The sequence below is a fragment of the Paenarthrobacter sp. FR1 genome, from assembly GCF_051106045.1.
GTDB lineage: Bacteria > Actinomycetota > Actinomycetes > Actinomycetales > Micrococcaceae > Arthrobacter > Arthrobacter nitroguajacolicus_A.
In genome coordinates this window covers 320,894-339,111 of sequence record NZ_JBPFSF010000002.1, presented here as the reverse complement: position 1 = coordinate 339,111, position 18,218 = coordinate 320,894, and the positions used below count along the sequence as shown (strand labels likewise).

Sequence of the window (18,218 nt, the reverse complement as noted above, 5' to 3'; positions counted from 1 at the left end):
GGCATTCATTCAGTCCACCGAGCGGTAACATAGGCCACACATGGGTGACTTAGATCACAATCGAGGCAGCTAGGCAAGGACTGTTCACAAGCCCCATGACCGTTCGCACCGGCTGCAATGGCGCAGCCGGGACCACCCCCACTGTGGAGGTTTCCATTTTGAGAAGCACACTGCGCGACCCGTCCATCAGACGGTCCAAGGGACTGCAGAGAGTTGTGGGGGCACTGTTCGCAGCCCTCATCGCCACTCTGTTGATCGCCGCCCCCTCGGCACAGGCAACCACCCCCTCGCCTTCGCCATCACCAACTACTTTCCAGAACAACATCAGCGGATTCCTCCGCGATGATGCCCGGGCCCCCATACCCGGCGTCAAGATCAAAGCTTCAGGCAACGGATTCGAAGGTGAAGCCACCTCCGGAGCCAACGGCGCCTGGACTATTGGCGTTCCCGTCCAGGGCACCTACACCATTGAGCTGGACACCTCCACCTTGCCGGAGGGCATCGCACTGGCTGAAGGCCAGGACAATCCCCGCGATGTCACGTTCAGCCAGACGTCCAATTTGTCGGTGATCTTCGCCTTCGGAGAAGGCATCGTGGTCCAGCAACAGGACTTTGGCCAGAACCTCCTCAACCGCCTCGTAGCAGGCTTGAGCTTCGGCCTCTTGCTCGCCCTCGCCTCAGTGGGCCTCTCCCTGATCTTCGGCACCACAGGCCTCACCAACTTCGCCCACGGCGAGATGGTGACGCTGGGAGCCGTCCTCGTCTTCATGTTCAACGGTTTCGGCCTGCCTTTCTGGCTGGCCATCCTGCTTGCGCTGGTTGGCGGCGGTGTCTTCGGATACGTCCAGGACGCAGGACTATGGCGCCCCTTGAGGAAACGTGGCTCCGGCCTTGTCCCGATGATGATCGTCAGCATCGGCCTCGCATTGGCCATCCGATACGTCATCCAGTTCTTCTTCGGCGGCGCAACCCAGCAGCTGCCTGGCGCACAAAGCGCCGAGATCCAGATCGGGCCGGTTTCCATCTCGCCGAACAACCTTTGGTCACTGATCATCAGCGCGGTGGTGATTGCCTTGATCGGCATCGTCCTGCTGAAGACCCGTCTTGGCAAGGCAACCCGCGCAGTTGCGGACAACCCCGCACTGGCGGCTGCGTCCGGCATCGACGTCGATTCCGTCATCCGCATTGTCTGGATCGTGGGCGGCGTCCTCGCCTCCCTCGGTGGCATCCTGTGGGCGTACTACCGGCCAGGAGTTACCTTCGACATGGGTTCGCAGATCCTGCTTCTCATCTTCGCCGGTGTCACCCTCGGCGGTCTGGGTACTGTCTTCGGTGCCCTGATCGGTTCGATCGTCGTCGGCATCTTCGTGGAACTGACTACCGTGTTCGGCCTTCCCGCCGACCTCAAGTATGTCGGTGCCCTGTTCATCATGATTGTTGTCCTTCTGTTCCGACCGCAGGGTATCCTCGGCCGGCGTGAGCGTGTGGGTTAGGAGCGGGCCATGGACTTCGGATTTATTCTTTCCAGCGCCCTTGGCGAATTGTTCAGTCCAACGACGGCGGCCTACGCGCTTGCCGCCTTGGGCCTTGCGGTTCACTTCGGCTACTCAGGCCTGCTGAACTTCGGTCAGGCGGGCTTCATGGCAGTTGGTGCCTACGGCTTCGCAATCTCCACGTTGAGCTTCGACGCCCCGTTCTTCCTCGCCTTGCTCATCGCCGTGCTGTGTTCGGTGATCTTCGCCTTTATCCTCGGTATTCCTACTCTCCGGCTTCGGGCGGACTACCTGGCAATCGTCACCATCGCAGCGGCCGAAATTGTCCGCTATGTGGTGACCACCAACCAGCTCACCAGCGTTACCGGCTCGGCTAATGGACTTGCAGCATTTGAAGGCACCTTCTACTCAATGAACCCCTTCCCGGAGGGGTCCTACATGGGCATGAACAACCGCGACTTCTTCATCCGGGTCGTCGGTTGGGGCTTGGTGATCGTCTGCTGCGTGCTGGTATGGCTGCTGATGCGCAGCCCTTGGGGCCGCGTCCTGAAGGGCATCCGCGAAGACGAGAACGCAGTCCGCTCTTTGGGCAAGAACGTCTACGCGTACAAGATGCAGGCACTGATCATCGGTGGCGTCCTGGGCGCCTTGGCGGGGATGATCTTCACGCTCCCCCGCGGCGCTGTCCAGCCGTCCAACTACGGCACTGAACTGACCTTCTTCCTCTGGACCTGCCTCCTGCTGGGTGGCATGGCTACAGTCCTGGGGCCCGTCATCGGAGCAATGATCTTCTGGGTGGTTCTCTCCCTGACACAGAGCCTGCTCTACGGCCTCATCGAATCAGGGGTTGTCACCTGGCTGACCACAGTCCAGGCCGGCCAGCTGCGCTACATCCTGGTAGGCGTCGCACTGATGCTCCTGATGATCTTCCGCCCGCAAGGCGTCTTCGGCAATAAGAAGGAGCTTGCTTTCGCATGAGTGAGACCAACGAACGCAATACCGAAAATATTGACTACATGACCGATTCGCGGCCCATCGCCGTCGGGGAAAACACCCCGGGCTGCAAGAAGCGCGATCCGATCGTCGTGGCGGAGGACGTCACACGGTCCTTCGGCGGGATCAACGCCGTGGATGTCGAGTACCTCGAGATCCCACGGCACAAGATCACCGCGTTGATCGGTCCCAACGGTGCCGGCAAGACCACCTTGTTCAACCTGCTCACCGGATTCGACACCCCCAACTCGGGCAAGTGGCAGTTCGAAGGCAACAGCCTGGCAGGCGTTTCCTCCTACAAAGTGGCACGCATGGGCATGGTCCGCACCTTCCAGCTGACAAAGGTCATGGGCAAGCTGACGGTCATGGAAAACATGCGGCTCGGCGCGGCTGACCAGCCCGGGGAACGGCTCTCCAAGGCCCTGTTCAAAGGCATGTGGGGAAGCCGCGAAAAGGAGATCACCGCCCAGGCCAACGTGCTGCTGGAGAAGTTCAAGCTTGACGCCAAGAAGGACGACTACGCCGCGTCCCTCTCAGGCGGCCAGCGCAAGCTCCTGGAAATGGCACGGTCCCTGATGGTGCGGCCCAAGCTGGTGATGCTCGATGAGCCCATGGCCGGCGTGAACCCCGCCCTGACCCAGTCGCTCCTGGACCACATCAAGAACCTCAAGGCTGAGGGCATGACTGTGCTCTTCGTGGAGCACGACATGAACATGGTGCGCCATATTGCCGACTGGGTGGTGGTCATGGCAGAGGGCAAGGTAGTGGCCGAAGGACCTCCCGGTGAAGTCATGAAGAACCCCGCCGTCATCGACGCCTACCTTGGCGCCCACCACGACGTAGACCTTGGCGACGCTGAAGGCATCAAGGAACTCGAAGCAGAACTTGAAGCCGACGAGGAGTCAGTGGTCGGAACCGAAGACGCAGGCATCCTGTCCGAGATCGAAGAACCCAAGAAGGAGGACGGTCGATGAGCAGCACCAGCGCAATGCCCGCCTCGGCAGCCGCCCCCGCTGGCGATTCCGTCGTCAAAGTCACCAACTTGGTGGCTGGCTATATCCCAGGCGTCAACATCCTCAATGGCTGTAGTATCGAGGCCCGCAAGGGCGAGTTGATCGGCATTATCGGCCCCAACGGCGCCGGAAAATCCACGCTCCTGAAGGCCATGTTCGGCCTCGTGAAGGTCCACTCCGGCACGGTAGTGGTCCGAGGCCAGGACCTCACCGGTTTGAAGGCCAACAAGCTGGTCACCCAGGGCGTCGGCTTCGTCCCGCAGACCAACAACGTGTTCGCCACGCTGACCATCGAAGAGAACCTCCAAATGGGTATGTTCCAGCGGCCCAAGGACTTCTCCGAGCGGTTCGACTTTGTGACCAGCCTCTTTCCGGAACTGGGCAAGCGGCGTGCACAGCGGGCGGGTTCCCTCTCCGGCGGCGAACGTCAGATGGTGGCCATGGGCAGGGCCCTCATGATGGACCCGGCCGTACTGCTGCTCGATGAGCCATCGGCAGGCCTCTCCCCCGTCAAACAGGACGAGACCTTCCTCCGCGTGCACGAGATCAACCGCGCAGGCGTCTCCGTGATCATGGTGGAACAGAACGCCCGCCGCTGCCTGCAGATCTGCGACCGCGGCTATGTCCTTGACCAAGGCAAGGATGCGTACACGGGTACTGGCCGTGAGCTGATGAAGGACCCCAAGGTCATCCAGCTCTACTTGGGTACGCTGGCCGACGAGGTCTAGGCGCGCAGCCCCACCTGCGCAGGAGGGCTCCGGGATCACCTCCCGGAGCCCTCCTTCGTTAAAGACTCGCCAGAGGGCCCTGTAGCGGCCGCCACGGGGCACCGATGGCAAGCTGGACTGATGACTGGAAGCATCACAGAACAGCAGCATGAGCTGCTGACTTCGTGGTTGGGCATTTACGCGGTGATACAGGACCATTCCTGGCCGCTGCAGGACACTACGGTCCTGCAGGTCGCCGGTCACGACGGTCGCCATTACATCGTCAAAGCCAGCACCACCAGCCACCACATCCGCCGGGAGATTGCAGCACATGCACGAGGCCTGTCTGGGCTTGAAGGCCGTGTCCCCACGCTCAGGCACGCCGCGCCAGAGGCAGGGATTCTGGTCACCACCTACCTTCCCGGGAAACTCGTTGCCGGAACGGATGCCGAGACAGACCCTGCAACCTACCGTGAGGCCGGCGCTATCCTGGCCGCTTTGCATCAGTCGGCAGGAACATCACGGGGATACGTTCGTGCTTTGACGGTGAAGACGGGCTTCCTGATTGACACCGCCCAGGGACTCCTGCCCGGCGAGACGCAAAGCCGCCTCCGGGACGCCTTGGCCTCCGTTGACCTTGGCCCCGTCGAACTGGTGACGACCCACGGCGACTACCAGCCCAGGAATTGGCTGCAGGACGCCGGCCACATCAACGTCATTGACTTCGGCCGTGCCGAGGTACGGCCGTGGGTCCACGACCTGGTGCGGCTCAGCCATCAGCAGTTCCTGTCACAACCCGCACTGCGGACGGCATTCCTAGAGGGATTGGGCAAGATGATCGTCACGGAACAGGACCGGCAGCTCTGGACTTTGGAGAACCTCAACCAGTCTGTGGGCACAGTGGTCTGGGCCCACCAGGTGGGAGACGCCTCTTTTGAACAGCAGGGCGTTGAGATGGTGGAAAGGGTTCTCCGGGGCTTCCCTCCCTGTGGTTAAGCAACGGCCGAGGCCTTAACGCAGAACAGGTCCCCTTCCTGGTGAGGAAGGGGACCTGTTTAGTGGTTTCGGCCTAGCTGGCGTTCGGCTTAGAGCTTGCCGAACTCTTCGCGGACCGGCTTGTAGGTGTTGTCATCCTGGTATTCGTAGATACCGATGTACGCCTCGGTGGGGTCACCAGCATCGGAGAACGTTACCGGACCGGACTGGCCGTCGTAGTCAATGTCCTTGCCCTCGCGGAGCAGGGTGACACAGGACGGGAAGTCAGTGCACTTCTCGCCGCCTTCAGAGACTTCCTTCAGCTTGGCTGCGATGTCCGTACCCTTGGTGCTCTTGGCGGCCTCAGAGGCCAGCGAGATCAGGTTGACGGCGTCGTAGGACTCGCCTGCGTAGCTGTAATCCTTCAGGGCGGGATCGATGGCGAGGAGCTTCTGCTTGAAGGCGTCCTTGGCGAACGTACCGGGAATGGTTCCCTGCGCGCCCTTCATGGTGCCTGCCTGGAAGTCCTTGCTGTAGTCCGAGGTGTTGCCGTCAACCATGAACAACTGCGTGGGCTTGATGCCCTTGCCGGTGATCAGTGGCACGATGCTCTTTGCCTGGTCGAAGGTGATCAGTGCGATGGCGTCAGGCTTTGCTGCTAGGACCTTGTCCACCTGGCTGCTGAACTGAGAATCGCCCTCATTGAAGAGTTCTTCAGCAACAACCTTGCCACCGGCTGCCTCGAAGGCTTCCTTGACGTTCTTCTGGAGGCCGGTTCCGTAGGCATCGTTCAGGACGATCATGCCGACGGTCTGGGCACCACAGGTGGCCATGTAGTTGCCGAGGACTTTGCCCTGCAGGACGTCGGACGGCGCAGTACGCCAGTAGAGGCCCTTGTCGTCCCACGTGGTGAAGTCAGGCGAGGTGTTTGCGGGCGAGAAGTGGATAACGCCAGCGCCGGTGATCTGGTTGATGACCGTCTTGGAAACACCGGAGGAAGCTGCACCAATAACTGCGCTCACGCCTTGGCCAAGGAGTGCCGTGGTGGACTGGGTGGCGATGTCCGTCTTGGTGTCGCCGGAGTCGCGGTGGACTACAGAGACAGGGGCGCCCAGGACGCCACCAGCATCGTTGACTTCCTTGATGCCGAGGTTGACGCCGGCGATTTCAGGTGGGCCGAGGAACGCCAGCGACCCCGTTGTCGGCAGGAGCGATCCAAGCTTAAGCGGCGTAGCCGTGGTAGTGGTCGAGGGAGGTACAGGTCCCGTGTTGGTGGCAGCCTGGCTGTTGCCGGCCCCCGCCCCGCCGCTCGGTGCCGGGCAGGAAATGCCTGCCGCGGCGGCGGATGAAGACCCAGTCTGGGTAGGCGTCGAAGACCCACCACAAGCTGTGGCCAAGAGAGCGACCCCAATGCCAAGCGCTGTTAGCTTGGCGGCTCGGGGCGCCGCTGGGGAAAGATCAAACATTCGTTGTCTCCTCGATCGAAAGGTGCGAACTGCCTTTGATGCGATTACTCAGGTGTTCCTGATTAAGACTCAAACTAATGCAATTGATCGGCGAACATAAGTGATTCAGGTCACATCCCTATAACACTCGTTGCCTGTGGGGAATCTACGAGGTTGCTGGGAAAAGACAATGAAGGAGAGAACAGCCCGGCGGAAGGGAGAAAGAGCTCTCACCTTCCGCCAGTGCCCCAGGTGGGACTCGAACCCACAACACGCGGATTTTAAGTCCGATGCCTCTGCCAATTGGGCTACTGGGGCGCCCGGACCATGGTATCCCAGCTATAGCCGGTTGAAGGGTTCGGCGTAGCGGAAGGTGCCGCGGACGCCGTCGGGCCACTCCGGCAGGGTCAGCAGCTGGAAGTGATCGCCCCACACCTCCTCCGGTGGTTGTACGCCCACAGTCGTGGCCGGCACATAACCGAAGCGCGGATAATAGAGCGGGCTGCCGAGGAGCGCGATCCCTGGCTCCCCCGCGGCGGTGGCACGGGCCGCCGTCTCACGCATCAGCGCCGAACCAACGCCACGCCGCTGGAAGGGCGGCAGCACGCCGATGGGGCCCAGCGCAATAAGCTCCAAGTCATCGATCCAGCCCCGGGTGCTGATGGCGTGACCCACAATCTCGCCGCCCATTTCGGCCACGATGCTGAAGTCCGGAATGTACTCGCTGCACTCAAAGAGCTCCCGCAGCAGGCCCACCTCAATCGGTGTGCCCTCAACCGGCTCCCCCGTCACCGGAGAGACAGAGAACGCCCGGGCCGTCAATTCCAGGATCTCGGGCCGGTCCTCCGGTCGCTCCGAACGCAGGACCACACCGCGCGCGAGGAGCCGCAACACCTCCACGGCCCGATCGGCATCGGCGGAAGGCACCAGGAGGTGGTCGTGGTGGAAACCTGCCAGGACGTTGCAGCTGATTCCCGCGTGCGTCAAAGCGGCGCTGACTGCAGCCGTCAGTCCCACGGCTTCCAGTGCCGAGTGGACCTGCAGCGTAATCCAGGAAGCCACGAAATCGTAGTTAAGGCCCAGCCTGTCGGCTTCGTCCCGGTGGAGGACAACTGTGAGGCCTTCCGCTTCGCGGACGGCAGCCTCTATTGCGCCCTCCAGTGGGCGGCCGTGCGGCCAGAGAGCGTAGACGTAAGCGCCTTCCCGGACTACAGGGTGCAGGGATTCCACGAGGGTCTTCAGGTCGGTTTCGCCGGACATGGAAACAGTCTAGGGGCGTGGGCAGCGCAACCGCTTAAACGCCGACGGCGGCCACTCCCCCTAGGGAGCGACCGCCGTCGGGCGGAAACTACTTGGCGTCGGCCGTAACCGGCGTCTTGACTTCTTCCGCTACAGGCTTGGCTTCCACCGGTGCCGGAGCAGCGGCGGGCTTGGGGGCCGGCGTCGCTGCAGCCACGAAGGCACCGCGCGGGTTGTCGAGATCCATCAGCTGCGTGGTGTCGCGGCCAGCGAAGAAGGCCAGGATCCAGCCGAAGATCACGCGGAACTTGCGCTCAACCGTGGGCATGGCCATGCCGTGGTAACCACGGTGTGCCAGCCAGGCGAGGCCGCCCTTGAGGCCGATGCGGCCGAGCAGGTTGATGTTGGCAACACCCTTCCACTCGCCGAAGCCGGCAACAGCACCGAGGTTCTTGTGCTTGTAGTCGTGCAGCGGCTTGTCCCAGCGGGAAGCCCACAGGTTCTTGGCGAGCTTCTTGGCCTGGCGCAGTGCGTGCTGGGCGTTGGGGACGCAGGTACCGTCCGGCAGACCCTTGCCCGTGAGGTCCGGAACAGCGGCGATGTCGCCGGCTGCCCAGGCGTTCTCCACGATGCCTTCGTCGCCTGCGATACGCAGGTCCGGGAGGACGCGAACGCGGCCACGCGGTTCCAACGGGAAGTCGGTGGAACGGATCATCGGGTTGGCCTGCACACCGGCAGCCCATACCAGGGTGTCGGCTTCAACTTCCTGGGCGGGAGTCTTGTCCGGGAGGTTGATCAGCTTGAGGTTGCCCTCGGCGCTGTCCAAGGAGGTGTTGAGGAGAACTTCAATGCCGCGGCTGCGGAGGTGCTCCACGACCCACTCGGCCTGCGAGGCCGTGACCTCGGGCATGATGCGGCCCATGGCTTCGACCAGGATGAAGCGGACTTCTTCCTGGCGGATGCGCGGGTTGTTCCGCACGGCGGCGCGGGCAAGGTCTTCCATTTCGGTGAGGCACTCGATGCCGGCAAAACCGCCGCCGACAACCACGAAGGTCAGTGCCTTGGCGCGCTCTGCGGGGTCCGTCATGGTGGAAGCGGCTTCGATGCGCTCCAGCACCTTGTTGCGCAGTGCAACGGCTTCCTCGATGGTCTTCAGGCCGATGCCCTTGTCCGCGAGGCCCTTGATGGGGAACGTACGGGTGATGGCACCTGCCGCAATGACGACGTCGAAGTACGGGATTTCGAAGTTTTCGCCGCCATCGGACGGAGCGATGACCGCGGTCCGGTTGGCGTGGTCGATGCTGGTGACGCGGCCCTGGATGAGCTCAGTCTGCTTGAGGTGCTGACGGTGGGAGACGACGGCGTGACGTGCCTCGATGTTGCCACCAGCTACTTCCGGCAGGAAGGGCTGGTAAGTCATGTACGGCAGTGGATCAACGACGGTGACGATGCCGCCTGCGTTCGCGATCTTCTTCTGCAGTTTGAGTGCTACGTACAGGCCGACGTAGCCGCCGCCGACGACGAGAACCCGGGGACGGTCAATGAGCTCTGGGGTGGTTGCCATGAGACCAGACTACAGTACTTTGTGAAAATCTTCACTAACTACGTCTTGGCGGGCGGATCAACCGTCTCCAGCACCCCGGTCTCCGCCTCATCCACTACCGGCCCCGGGGTCTTGGAGACCCTCCGCAACTGGATCGCCGCGCCGGTCACCAGCGCAAGAAACAGGCCTCCAAAACCAAGAACGACGGCGGCAGGCAGGGCATCGTCCATGGTGGCGGGCGTCTTTGCTGCAGGAACGGTCGGGTCCGCCAGGGTGGGCGCGGCGCTGGTGGGACTTGCGACCGGTGCCTGCGAAGGCTCGCTGAAGTCTCCCCGGCGATGAACCCGGATCCAGTCGGCGATGGAACCCAAGGGATTGCTGCTGGCAGCGGGCACGTCGTCTTTGAGCGCAGCCTCGGCGTTAAGGATGCCGTAGCCGTACAGCGGGTCCTTGCCCGGAGCGCCAGCGTCCTTGGCAGTGCTGACGATTCGGTTGATGACCTGGTTGGCGCTCATCTCCGGCCATTTGGATCGAATGAGGGCTGCCACACCTGAAACGATGGGCGCAGCTCCAGATGTTCCTGCCCACTCGGCATAGCTTCCGCCGGGAATGCCGCCCACCAGCTTCTCTGCCGGTGCCGCCACCCCAATGCTGATGCCCTGGGACGAGGAGTCAACGCTGGCACGCCCTTCGCCGTCAAGGCCGGCTACCGTGAGGACACCGGGAATGGTGGCCGGGGCGCCCACCTGGATGTTGCCGCCCACACGGTTGCCCGCGGCGGCAACAATCACCACGTCCTTTTGCTCGGCATACAGGAACGCCGCGTCCCAACTCTGTGGCCAGTCCGGCGACGTACTGCCCAGCGAGATATTGATGACCTTGGCACCGTTGTCCACTGCCCAGCGCACGGCATCGGGGATTTGTTCCTGATCGGTTTTGCCGCCCGGGTTCGGGGACCCCAGCCAGGTTGAAACGGCCAGGATCTCCGCTTCGGGCGCAACACCAACGATTCCGTCCGGTCCCCCGGCGGGAGGTGTGGTTGGCGGCGCGGGCGGTGGCGCCGAAGCCGACGGAGAGGCTGAGGCGGTGGGTGTGGTGTGTCCGCGGCCAGCCAGCATGGTGGCCACCAAGGTCCCGTGCTCGGTCTTGGCGCCGATGCTCTTCTGCCCGTTGGGAGCCCCCGCCCCGGAAACGTCGGTTCCGCCGACCACAACGCCCTTGAGGTCCGGGTGGTTTCCGTCAATGCCGCTGTCGATGATGGCGACCTTGACTCCAGCGCCCTTGGAAACCTGCCAGGCGTTGGTGACTCCTGAGTCCTTCAGCCAGAACTCTTTGTCACGCCACGCGTCCGCGTTGGCGGCAGGAGCCGTCAACAGCGCACCCGCCAGCGCCCCGCCGGCCAACGTGGTGGCCAGCGCGGCGGAGAGGGTGCAGCGGTGTCGCATCGTCATTCGGCTCCCCGGATACTCAGCGCGATGCCGTCCAGGATGTCGTGTTCGCTGGAGACTGCGGTGCTGATGGCCCCGTCGCTGACCACGGTCAGTCGTGCCAGGATCCGGCGCCATACCAAGGCTCCTGCGCCGATAACATCCACCCGGCCCGGGTGCATGTAAGGAAGCGCAGCGCGTTCGTCCCGTGTCATTTCCAACAAGTTGGTGCAGGCGTCGCTGATGGTTTGGAGGTCCAGGGAGGCCGCATGGATCCGCTCCGGCTGGTATTCGCTCAGGCCCAGGGCGTGCGCCGTGATGGTGGTGATCGAACCAGCCACGCCAACAACGGCTGTGGCGCGGTCAAGCGGCACCGTCTGCGCCGCGAGATCCAGGGCGGCGTCGACGTCGGCCTCTGCAGCGGCGATTTGCGCGGCTGTGGGCGGATCGCTGCGAAGGTGACGTTCGGTGAGCCGGACGCAGCCAACGTCCACAGAGCGCGCAGCAATGACACCGCTGGAATCGCCCAGGACGAATTCTGTGCTGCCACCACCGAGGTCCACCACCAGGATGGCGTCCTCCCCCGTGGCGGGCAGGACGCTGCTGGCGCCGGCAAAGGAAAGTGCGGCTTCCTCGTCACCGGAAATGACCTCGGGCTCCACCCCCAGCAAGTCCCGGATCCCATCCACGAAGACCTGGCGGTTGCTGGCATCCCGGGTGGCGGAGGTGGCAGCGAAACGTACCCGCTCGGCGCCGTGTTCCTTGATGAGCTCCGCATAGTCGCGCGTGGCTGCGAAGGTGCGCGCCAAGGCCTCAGGAGCAAGCTCACCGGTCGCGTCAACGCCTTGGCCGAGCCGCACCACGCGCATTTCACGCACCACGTCGGTCAACGGACCCGATGCTCCGTTGGGGGAAGCGTCGGCGATGAGGAGGCGAATGGAGTTGGTTCCGCAGTCAATGGCAGCCACGCGGCTCATGCGGTGCCTTCCTGTTCGCTTTGGGGTTCAGTCTTCGATTTCCGCACCGGTGCCGGACGGCCAACGATATCCGGGAGTCCTTGCGGGCCATGGCGGCTCAGGTCACGGGAAGGGGCCTCCCCGGCAGTGTCCCACGCACCGTCGCAGTAACAACGGTCCTTGGTCCACCACTCGGTGATGGCAGCCAGTGCCTCGTCGCCGAGCGGATTCACGCCCGGGCCTGCGGCCAACGAGTGCCCCACCAGGACATGCAGGCACTTCACACGGGTGGGCATGCCGCCCGCGGAGATCCCATCGATTTCGGGAACGGCGCCGGTGCCTGAGCGCTCGGCGATTTGGTTGCGTGCCTGAAGGTAGGCCTCGTGGGCACTTTCGTAGGCACTGGCGAGCTCGGGGTCGGCGGTCAGGTGGTCGTTCATCCGGTTCATGAGCCCGCCGGCTTCCAACCGCGAGACAGCGGAGGTGATGACAGGGTGAGTCAGATAGAAGGTTGTGGGAAACGGTGTTCCGTTGCTGAGCCGGGGCGCAGTGGCCGCGACCAGCGGATTACCGCATATGCACCGCGCGGGGATCTCCACCACATCACGGACCGGCCGGCCGAGTTGGCGGCTCAGGACCTCGAGATCATGTGCTGATGGCTGGCGGGATTCCTGCGGCACGGCTGCCGTGTTCTCTTCCACTTGCGCTGCCAACCTTCCTGCCCTTATTGCCGTGTCCCATGCGGACACGACGGCGGTGGGCACCGCGTCTAGTCAGTTGCCGATCGTCTGATTGACTCCCAGAGAGCATCCACCCAGGGCAGATTCTCCGGGTTGGCCGACGATCCGGAGCCGGTACGGCCACCCGGAGTGCCGGCGGCTTCTTCTCCCCCAAACACCCAGTAACCCGTTTCACCCGGCATAACCATGTTAATGCGGTCGCGGGCCTGCTGTTTCACGTAGTTGGGGTCCTGCCACCGGGAGAGCTGTTTGTTGAGCTCCGTTTGCTCCGCTTTCTTGCCCGCGATTTCGGCTTCCAGCGCGGAGATTTCGGCGCGCTTTTCGAGGAAGATCTTCACCGTGGGAGCCAGCATGATGGTGATGGCAATCATCACGACGGCCAGAGCCAGCATCCGTCCGGAGAAAGCCTTGGCCGGTACGGGATCAAGATCGCGTTCGTCCTTGGCGTCGGACCCAGGCTTATCCGAAGCCTTCTCCGCCGCCTTCACCGGCGGGGTCTTAGCTCCCACCGTCTTGCTGGTGGAAGTCTTGCTGCTGGAAGTCTTGCTGCTGCCGGCCCGCGCCGGGGCCGCAGTTGCCGGCGTCGAAGACTTCGCGGCAGTGCGGTTGGCGCCAAACTCGCCCTTGATGACGTCGGCGCCTTCACTGCCGGAAGCTGTGCCGGTGGACCCCGCGCCGGCGCCCGACGGGCGGGATGCTGTGGACTTGCCGCCAAGGGCATCGGCCCTGGGTACCTTTGGACGACGGGTGGCCATGACACTCCTGTAATGCCCGGTGCTTGCCTGGCGGTTGCTGCGCTTGCTGTTCTGACCTGCCAGCGTTAAACAGAACCGGTGGCTATGGTCTTTCCACCATAGCCACCGGTCAGCTGTTTTCGCGGAATGCTAGCCCTTGAAACGCGGGAACGCGCTGCGGCCGGCGTAGCGTGCGGCGTCGTCGAGTTCTTCTTCGATGCGCAGCAGCTGGTTGTACTTCGCGACGCGCTCGGAGCGGGCCGGGGCACCGGTCTTGATCTGGCCGGCGTTGGTGGCAACGGCGATGTCAGCAATCGTGGTGTCCTCGGTTTCGCCGGAGCGGTGCGAGGTGATGGTGGTGTAGCCGGAGCGCTGGGCCAGGGATACGGCGTCCAGGGTTTCGGTCAGGGAGCCGATCTGGTTGACCTTGACCAGCAGCGAGTTGGCCGTGGCAGAGTCGATGCCCTGCTGCAGGCGGACCGGGTTGGTGACGAAGAGGTCGTCGCCCACCAGCTGGACCTTGTCACCGATGGTGTCGGTGAGGGTCTTCCAGCCTTCCCAGTCATTCTCGTCCAGCGGGTCCTCGATGGAAACCAGCGGGTAGTCGGCAACGAGCTCAGCGTAGTAGGCGCTCATCTCGGTGGCAGACAGTGCCTTGCCTTCGAACTGGTAGGCACCGTCCTTGTAGAACTCGGAAGATGCGACGTCCAGGGCCAGGGCGATGTCCGTTCCCGGGGTGTAGCCGGCGTTCTTGATGGCTTCCTGGATGAGATCCAGTGCTGCGCGGTTGGACGGCAGGTTGGGGGCGAAGCCGCCCTCGTCGCCGAGGCCCGTGGAGAGGCCCTTTTCCTGCAGGACAGCCTTGAGGTTGTGGTAAACCTCAACACCCCAGCGCAGGCCTTCGGAGAAAGTCTCGGCGCCGATCGGGGCGATCATGAACTCCTGGATGTCCACATCGGAGTCAGCGTGCGAGCCACCGTTGAGGATGTTCATCAGGGGAACCGGAAGCACGTGGGCGTTCGGGCCGCCGAGGTACTTGTACAGCGGCAGGTCGGCCGAAGCTGCTGCGGCGTTGGCCACGGCCAGGGAAACACCGAGGATGGCGTTGGCGCCAAGCTTGCCCTTGTTGGGGGTGCCGTCGAGGTCGATCATGGCCTGGTCGATGCTGCGCTGGTCAGTGGCGTCGAAGCCAATGAGGGCCGGGGAGATCTCGTCGATGACGGCGTCTACGGCCTTCTGGACACCCTTACCGAGGTAACGGCCCTTGTCACCGTCGCGGAGTTCGACAGCTTCGTGCTCGCCGGTGGAAGCACCGGACGGAACTGCTGCGCGGCCGATCTGGCCGTCGGAGAGCAGAACCTCAACTTCTACGGTCGGGTTTCCGCGGGAATCAAGGATCTCGCGTGCGTGGATGGCATCGATAAGCGCCATGGATGTGCTCCTTATGGGCAAATTACAGGAATGAGGAGGGAAATTCTCAACGTCCTCGTCGCTACTAGCGTAGTCCAGAGTGGCTCAGGTTACGGAACAGCTTCCAAAGACTCACGTCATGAAGGCTGGGCCGTGCCGCTCTGAAACGATCGAACGGCGGCACGGAGGGCCCGTTCGGCGTCGAGGCCTTGCTCCCGGGCGCCGGCGACGACGGCCAGCAGCAACTCGCCGAGCGCCTCTTCCGAGGCCGGGATGACAGGAAGTACGACGTCGGTCGAGCGGCTTTTGGCGGCAACCGGCACACCCGCGCGGGCTGCCCGGTCCAGGGATTTCTGCGCCGCTGCCAACGCCGGAAGGTGCGGCGGGATGCCCTCGAAGGGATCTTTGCGCTCAGGCTTCTCCGCACGTTTGGCGGCGTCCCACTTGAGGATGATCTCCTCGACACTCGCCGGGAAACTCTCTTGCAGGGACCCGTCCGCCTTAAAGATGTGCCGGTTTCGCCGGACCATCTTGGCGTTGATTTCCCGGGCGACGTCTTCGAAGTCAAAACTGCCGCGCTCCTCGGCGAGCCGGGCGTGAAGCACTACCTGAAGCAGCACATCACCCAGCTCGCCGCGAAGCTCATCGTCAACAGCACCCGCCTCGATTGAGTCCACCACTTCGTAGGCTTCCTCGATCAAGTACTCCACCAGAGACTCATGCGTCAGCGCGCCCATCCAGGGGCAGTGCTCACGCAGCGTGGCGATCGTCCCCAGCAGTTCCAGCAGCTCCAGCCCTGGCGGTCCGGAATTGTCAGCCGAGGTTGGCGTAGGCATCGTTGATGTACTCCACCAGCGCTTCACGCTCGTCGAGCGGCAGGAAGGCAGCCTCGGCGGCGTTGAGCGTCAGTTCCAGCAGATCATCGAGGTCGTAATCGAAGGTCTCCACCAGGAGCTCGAACTCATCCGTCAGGGTGACACCACTCATGAGGCGGTTGTCCGTGTTGATGGTCACGTTGAAGCCGAGCTGGAAGAGCATGTCCACCGGGTGGCTTTCGATGCCTTCGCCAAAGCCGGAAATGGCACCGGTCTGCAGGTTGGACGACGGGCAGATCTCCAGGGCGATTCCGCGGTCCCGCACCCAGGCAGCCACGCTGCCGATGGTCACCATGCCGATGGTGTCCTCGCCGTCGTCGTCCGAGTTGTCTTCAAACTCCACCGTGATGTCCTCGGCGATCCGCACACCGTGGCCAAGGCGCAGGGCGCGGCCATCCACCAGTGCCGACTGGATGCTGTCCAGGCCAGCGGCCTCACCTGCGTGGACCGTGGCCGGGAAGTTGTTCTCGGCCAGGTACGTGAAGGCATCCTTGAAGCGGGAGGGCAGGAATCCATCTTCGGCGCCTGCGATGTCGAAACCAACGGCACCATTGGCCCGGTGGCGGACGGCGAGCTCCGCAATCTCCTGGCCGCGGTCAGCATGCCGCATGGCGGTGATGAGCTGACCCACCTGGATCTGCTGGCCGCGCTCTTCGGCAGCGTCTACGCCGGCTTCGAGGCCCGTCTGGACTGCCTCTACCACCTCGTCCAAGGTGAGGCCCTTCTGCAGGTGCTGCTCGGGTGCCCAGCGGACTTCGCCGTACACGACGCCGTCCTCGGCGAGGTCTTCCACGAACTCCTTGGCGACCCTGAACAGGCCTTCCTTGGTCTGCATGACAGCGATGGTGTGGTCAAAGGTCTCAAGGTAGCGGACCAGCGAACCGGAATCGGCGGACTCGCGGAACCATTCACCCAAGGCCACGGGATCGGTGGACGGGAGCGTGTGGCCAACGGCATCAGCCAGTTCGATGATGGTAGCGGGGCGGAGTCCTCCGTCCAGATGGTCGTGGAGGGAAACCTTGGGAAGGCTCTTCAGATCGAAGTCGAGGGCAGGGGCAGCGTCAAGTATGGGCTCAGTCACGTACCAACTCTAGGGGGACGGCAGGTGCTTAGCCAGCAGGCTTGGAACCGTCGACGCCGGCAACGGCCTTTTCGGCCGTGTCCATCGTCGTGGGAGTCGCCGCAGCCGCGGCAGCTTCCTTGGCGTGGTCCTTTTTCTCCAGGTACTTGTGCCACCAACGCAGTGCGTGGTCCACCACGATGCCAAGGACGACAGCGAAGGCCACAGCGATGCCAACACCGAGGAGCGGGTTGTGGTGCACCCATTGGCCAGCGAGGAGGCCGATGCCGATGGAGTAGCCCACCCATGTGATGCAGGCGAAGGCGTCGAGCCAGAAGAACGTCCGGTGACGGAAACCGGTCTGTCCGGCGACGTAATTCACCGCAACGCGGCCCCAGGGAATGTAGCGGGCGGTAAAGATGAGCACCGCGCCGCGCTTGTCCAACTCATACTGGGCCCAGGCGAACATCTTTTGGACCTTGGGGCGGCGCATCCACTTCCAGCGCGTCAGGCCAATCTTCCGGCCCAGCATGTAGGCCATGTTGTCGCCTGCCATGGCACCCACCAAGGCCGTTGCGCCCAGGATCCAGAGGTTGGGCTCTCCGCTGTGAAGTGACAGCGCCGAGAGGCCAACAATGGCTGTTTCGCTGGGAAGAATGGTGGCAAATCCGTCAATGAAGAAGAAGACCAGGAGTACCGGATATATCCATGGCTGCCCGGCTGCATGCTCGAGCATTTGGTTCAAAAACTCCACGCGGCGGTAGCTCCTAGACGAAGATGACTTGACAGTGTGACGGAAGTCGCTCTTAGTGTCCCATGGCCGGGACGTCGTTCGCTACGTCCCAGCCTTGGGATCACGCGTTTAACGCTATAGGTGAAGGGGCGGTTTCATCGTCAACCGCCGGGCTGATCTTGGAGGGTAGTCCTCGTCATACCGTGGGTGGAGGCGGAGCATCCTGTTCGGGAATGTTCTTCCCATCCAACGGCACCGATCCTCGGACCTTGCTGATGATGCGGTCGATGATGATCCCCAGGATCACGGCCACGACGATGGCTATGACTGCCCCCAGCAAATGGTTGTGCTCGAACCAGACCCCGAAGAAGTATCCGAGCACCACTGAGTACGAAGCCCACAGGATGGCGGACATCGCCGTGAGGGCTACGAATTTGCGGTGATTGAAGTGCGTGGCACCCGCTGTCAGGTTAACGGCCACCCTGCCAATGGGGATGAACCGGGCCACCATGATGAGCGAAGCCGAGCGACGTCGAAGTTCCTTGCCGGCCCAGCGGAAGGCGCCCTGCATCCGTTGGGTGCGCATCCAACGCCACCGTTGGATACCGATCCGGTTGCCAATAATGTAGGCGATGTTGTCCCCGGAAAAAGCTCCGAGGGCCGCCATCAGGCCCAGCAGCCAGACGTTGGGCGAACCGCTGCTTCCGGATACTGCGCTCAGCCCCACCACCACCGATTCACTCGGGATGGGTGGAAAGAAGCCATCGATCACGCAGCAAGCGAGCACCAGGAACAACACCCACGGCTGCTCCGCTGCGGCGAGGATGAAATCGTTGATGCCCTGCACGGTTTCCTTACGGTAGCCGGCTCCCCCA

Annotated in this window: 17 protein-coding genes and 1 tRNA gene; 5 read left to right on the top strand and 13 right to left on the bottom strand. The window is 63.1% G+C overall.

What is annotated here, in order from left to right:
- Nucleotides 1-95: 95 nt before the first annotated feature.
- The 5 genes from ACR30Z_RS06270 to ACR30Z_RS06250 all read left to right on the top strand — a co-directional run bounded on the left by ACR30Z_RS06270 (nt 96) and on the right by ACR30Z_RS06250 (nt 5,202).
- Nucleotides 96-1,493: a branched-chain amino acid ABC transporter permease gene (locus ACR30Z_RS06270; protein ID WP_434371615.1), complete on the top strand. Its 1,398-nt coding sequence runs from the start codon at nt 96-98 to the stop codon at nt 1,491-1,493.
- A gap of 9 nt (nt 1,494-1,502) precedes the next feature.
- The gene (locus ACR30Z_RS06265; protein WP_144647608.1) at nt 1,503-2,471 is read left to right on the top strand and encodes a branched-chain amino acid ABC transporter permease; all 969 of its coding nucleotides are present in this window, start codon (nt 1,503-1,505) and stop codon (nt 2,469-2,471) included.
- Nucleotides 2,468-3,460, top strand: coding sequence for an ABC transporter ATP-binding protein (locus ACR30Z_RS06260; RefSeq protein WP_144647610.1), 993 nt, complete (start codon nt 2,468-2,470; stop codon nt 3,458-3,460). Before ACR30Z_RS06265 ends, ACR30Z_RS06260 begins: the two co-directional genes overlap by 4 nt.
- Nucleotides 3,457-4,227 (top strand): ABC transporter ATP-binding protein, encoded by a 771-nt coding sequence (locus ACR30Z_RS06255; RefSeq protein ID WP_144647612.1) that lies wholly within the window; start codon nt 3,457-3,459, stop codon nt 4,225-4,227. Before ACR30Z_RS06260 ends, ACR30Z_RS06255 begins: the two co-directional genes overlap by 4 nt.
- A 120-nt stretch (nt 4,228-4,347) precedes the next feature.
- Entirely contained in the window at nt 4,348-5,202 is an 855-nt protein-coding gene (locus tag ACR30Z_RS06250; RefSeq protein WP_434371612.1) for an aminoglycoside phosphotransferase family protein, read from the top strand.
- Between the two features lie 89 nt (nt 5,203-5,291).
- On the opposite strand, the gene ACR30Z_RS06245 is transcribed toward ACR30Z_RS06250, so the two are convergent.
- From ACR30Z_RS06245 to ACR30Z_RS06185, 13 genes are all read right to left on the bottom strand, one after another.
- Nucleotides 5,292-6,647, bottom strand: coding sequence for an ABC transporter substrate-binding protein (locus ACR30Z_RS06245; RefSeq protein ID WP_144647616.1), 1,356 nt, complete (start codon nt 6,645-6,647; stop codon nt 5,292-5,294).
- Between the two features lie 223 nt (nt 6,648-6,870).
- A tRNA-Leu gene (locus ACR30Z_RS06240) sits at nt 6,871-6,944 on the bottom strand.
- A 21-nt stretch (nt 6,945-6,965) separates the two neighbouring features.
- The gene (locus ACR30Z_RS06235) at nt 6,966-7,886 is read right to left on the bottom strand and encodes an N-acetyltransferase (protein ID WP_434371609.1); all 921 of its coding nucleotides are present in this window, start codon (nt 7,884-7,886) and stop codon (nt 6,966-6,968) included.
- 88 nt (nt 7,887-7,974) lie between these two features.
- The gene (locus ACR30Z_RS06230) at nt 7,975-9,429 is read right to left on the bottom strand and encodes an NAD(P)/FAD-dependent oxidoreductase (RefSeq protein ID WP_144647620.1); all 1,455 of its coding nucleotides are present in this window, start codon (nt 9,427-9,429) and stop codon (nt 7,975-7,977) included.
- 38 nt (nt 9,430-9,467) lie between these two features.
- Nucleotides 9,468-10,859 carry a S8 family serine peptidase gene (locus ACR30Z_RS06225; protein ID WP_434371607.1) on the bottom strand — a complete coding sequence of 464 codons (1,392 nt, stop codon included), beginning with the start codon at nt 10,857-10,859 and terminating at the stop codon, nt 9,468-9,470.
- Nucleotides 10,856-11,812: a Ppx/GppA phosphatase family protein gene (locus ACR30Z_RS06220; RefSeq protein ID WP_434371605.1), complete on the bottom strand. Its 957-nt coding sequence runs from the start codon at nt 11,810-11,812 to the stop codon at nt 10,856-10,858. The genes ACR30Z_RS06225 and ACR30Z_RS06220 overlap by 4 nt, the downstream gene beginning before the upstream one ends.
- Nucleotides 11,809-12,492 carry a DUF501 domain-containing protein gene (locus ACR30Z_RS06215; protein WP_208759897.1) on the bottom strand — a complete coding sequence of 228 codons (684 nt, stop codon included), beginning with the start codon at nt 12,490-12,492 and terminating at the stop codon, nt 11,809-11,811. Before ACR30Z_RS06215 ends, ACR30Z_RS06220 begins: the two co-directional genes overlap by 4 nt.
- Nucleotides 12,493-12,560: 68 nt before the next feature.
- The gene (locus ACR30Z_RS06210; RefSeq protein WP_434371603.1) at nt 12,561-13,286 is read right to left on the bottom strand and encodes an FtsB family cell division protein; all 726 of its coding nucleotides are present in this window, start codon (nt 13,284-13,286) and stop codon (nt 12,561-12,563) included.
- A 129-nt stretch (nt 13,287-13,415) separates the two neighbouring features.
- Nucleotides 13,416-14,696 (bottom strand): phosphopyruvate hydratase, encoded by a 1,281-nt coding sequence (gene eno, locus ACR30Z_RS06205; protein ID WP_144647630.1) that lies wholly within the window; start codon nt 14,694-14,696, stop codon nt 13,416-13,418.
- A gap of 116 nt (nt 14,697-14,812) precedes the next feature.
- A complete protein-coding gene (locus ACR30Z_RS06200) occupies nt 14,813-15,511 on the bottom strand; it encodes a MazG nucleotide pyrophosphohydrolase domain-containing protein (RefSeq protein WP_434371601.1) in 699 nt (232 codons plus the stop codon).
- Nucleotides 15,489-16,631 carry an adenosine deaminase gene (locus tag ACR30Z_RS06195; RefSeq protein ID WP_144647635.1) on the bottom strand — a complete coding sequence of 381 codons (1,143 nt, stop codon included), beginning with the start codon at nt 16,629-16,631 and terminating at the stop codon, nt 15,489-15,491. The genes ACR30Z_RS06200 and ACR30Z_RS06195 overlap by 23 nt, the downstream gene beginning before the upstream one ends.
- 28 nt (nt 16,632-16,659) lie before the next feature.
- Nucleotides 16,660-17,346: a DedA family protein gene (locus ACR30Z_RS06190; RefSeq protein WP_144648067.1), complete on the bottom strand. Its 687-nt coding sequence runs from the start codon at nt 17,344-17,346 to the stop codon at nt 16,660-16,662.
- Nucleotides 17,347-17,539: 193 nt separating this feature from the next.
- Nucleotides 17,540-18,190 carry a DedA family protein gene (locus ACR30Z_RS06185; protein ID WP_144647637.1) on the bottom strand — a complete coding sequence of 217 codons (651 nt, stop codon included), beginning with the start codon at nt 18,188-18,190 and terminating at the stop codon, nt 17,540-17,542.
- Between the last annotated feature and the right edge of the window lie 28 nt (nt 18,191-18,218).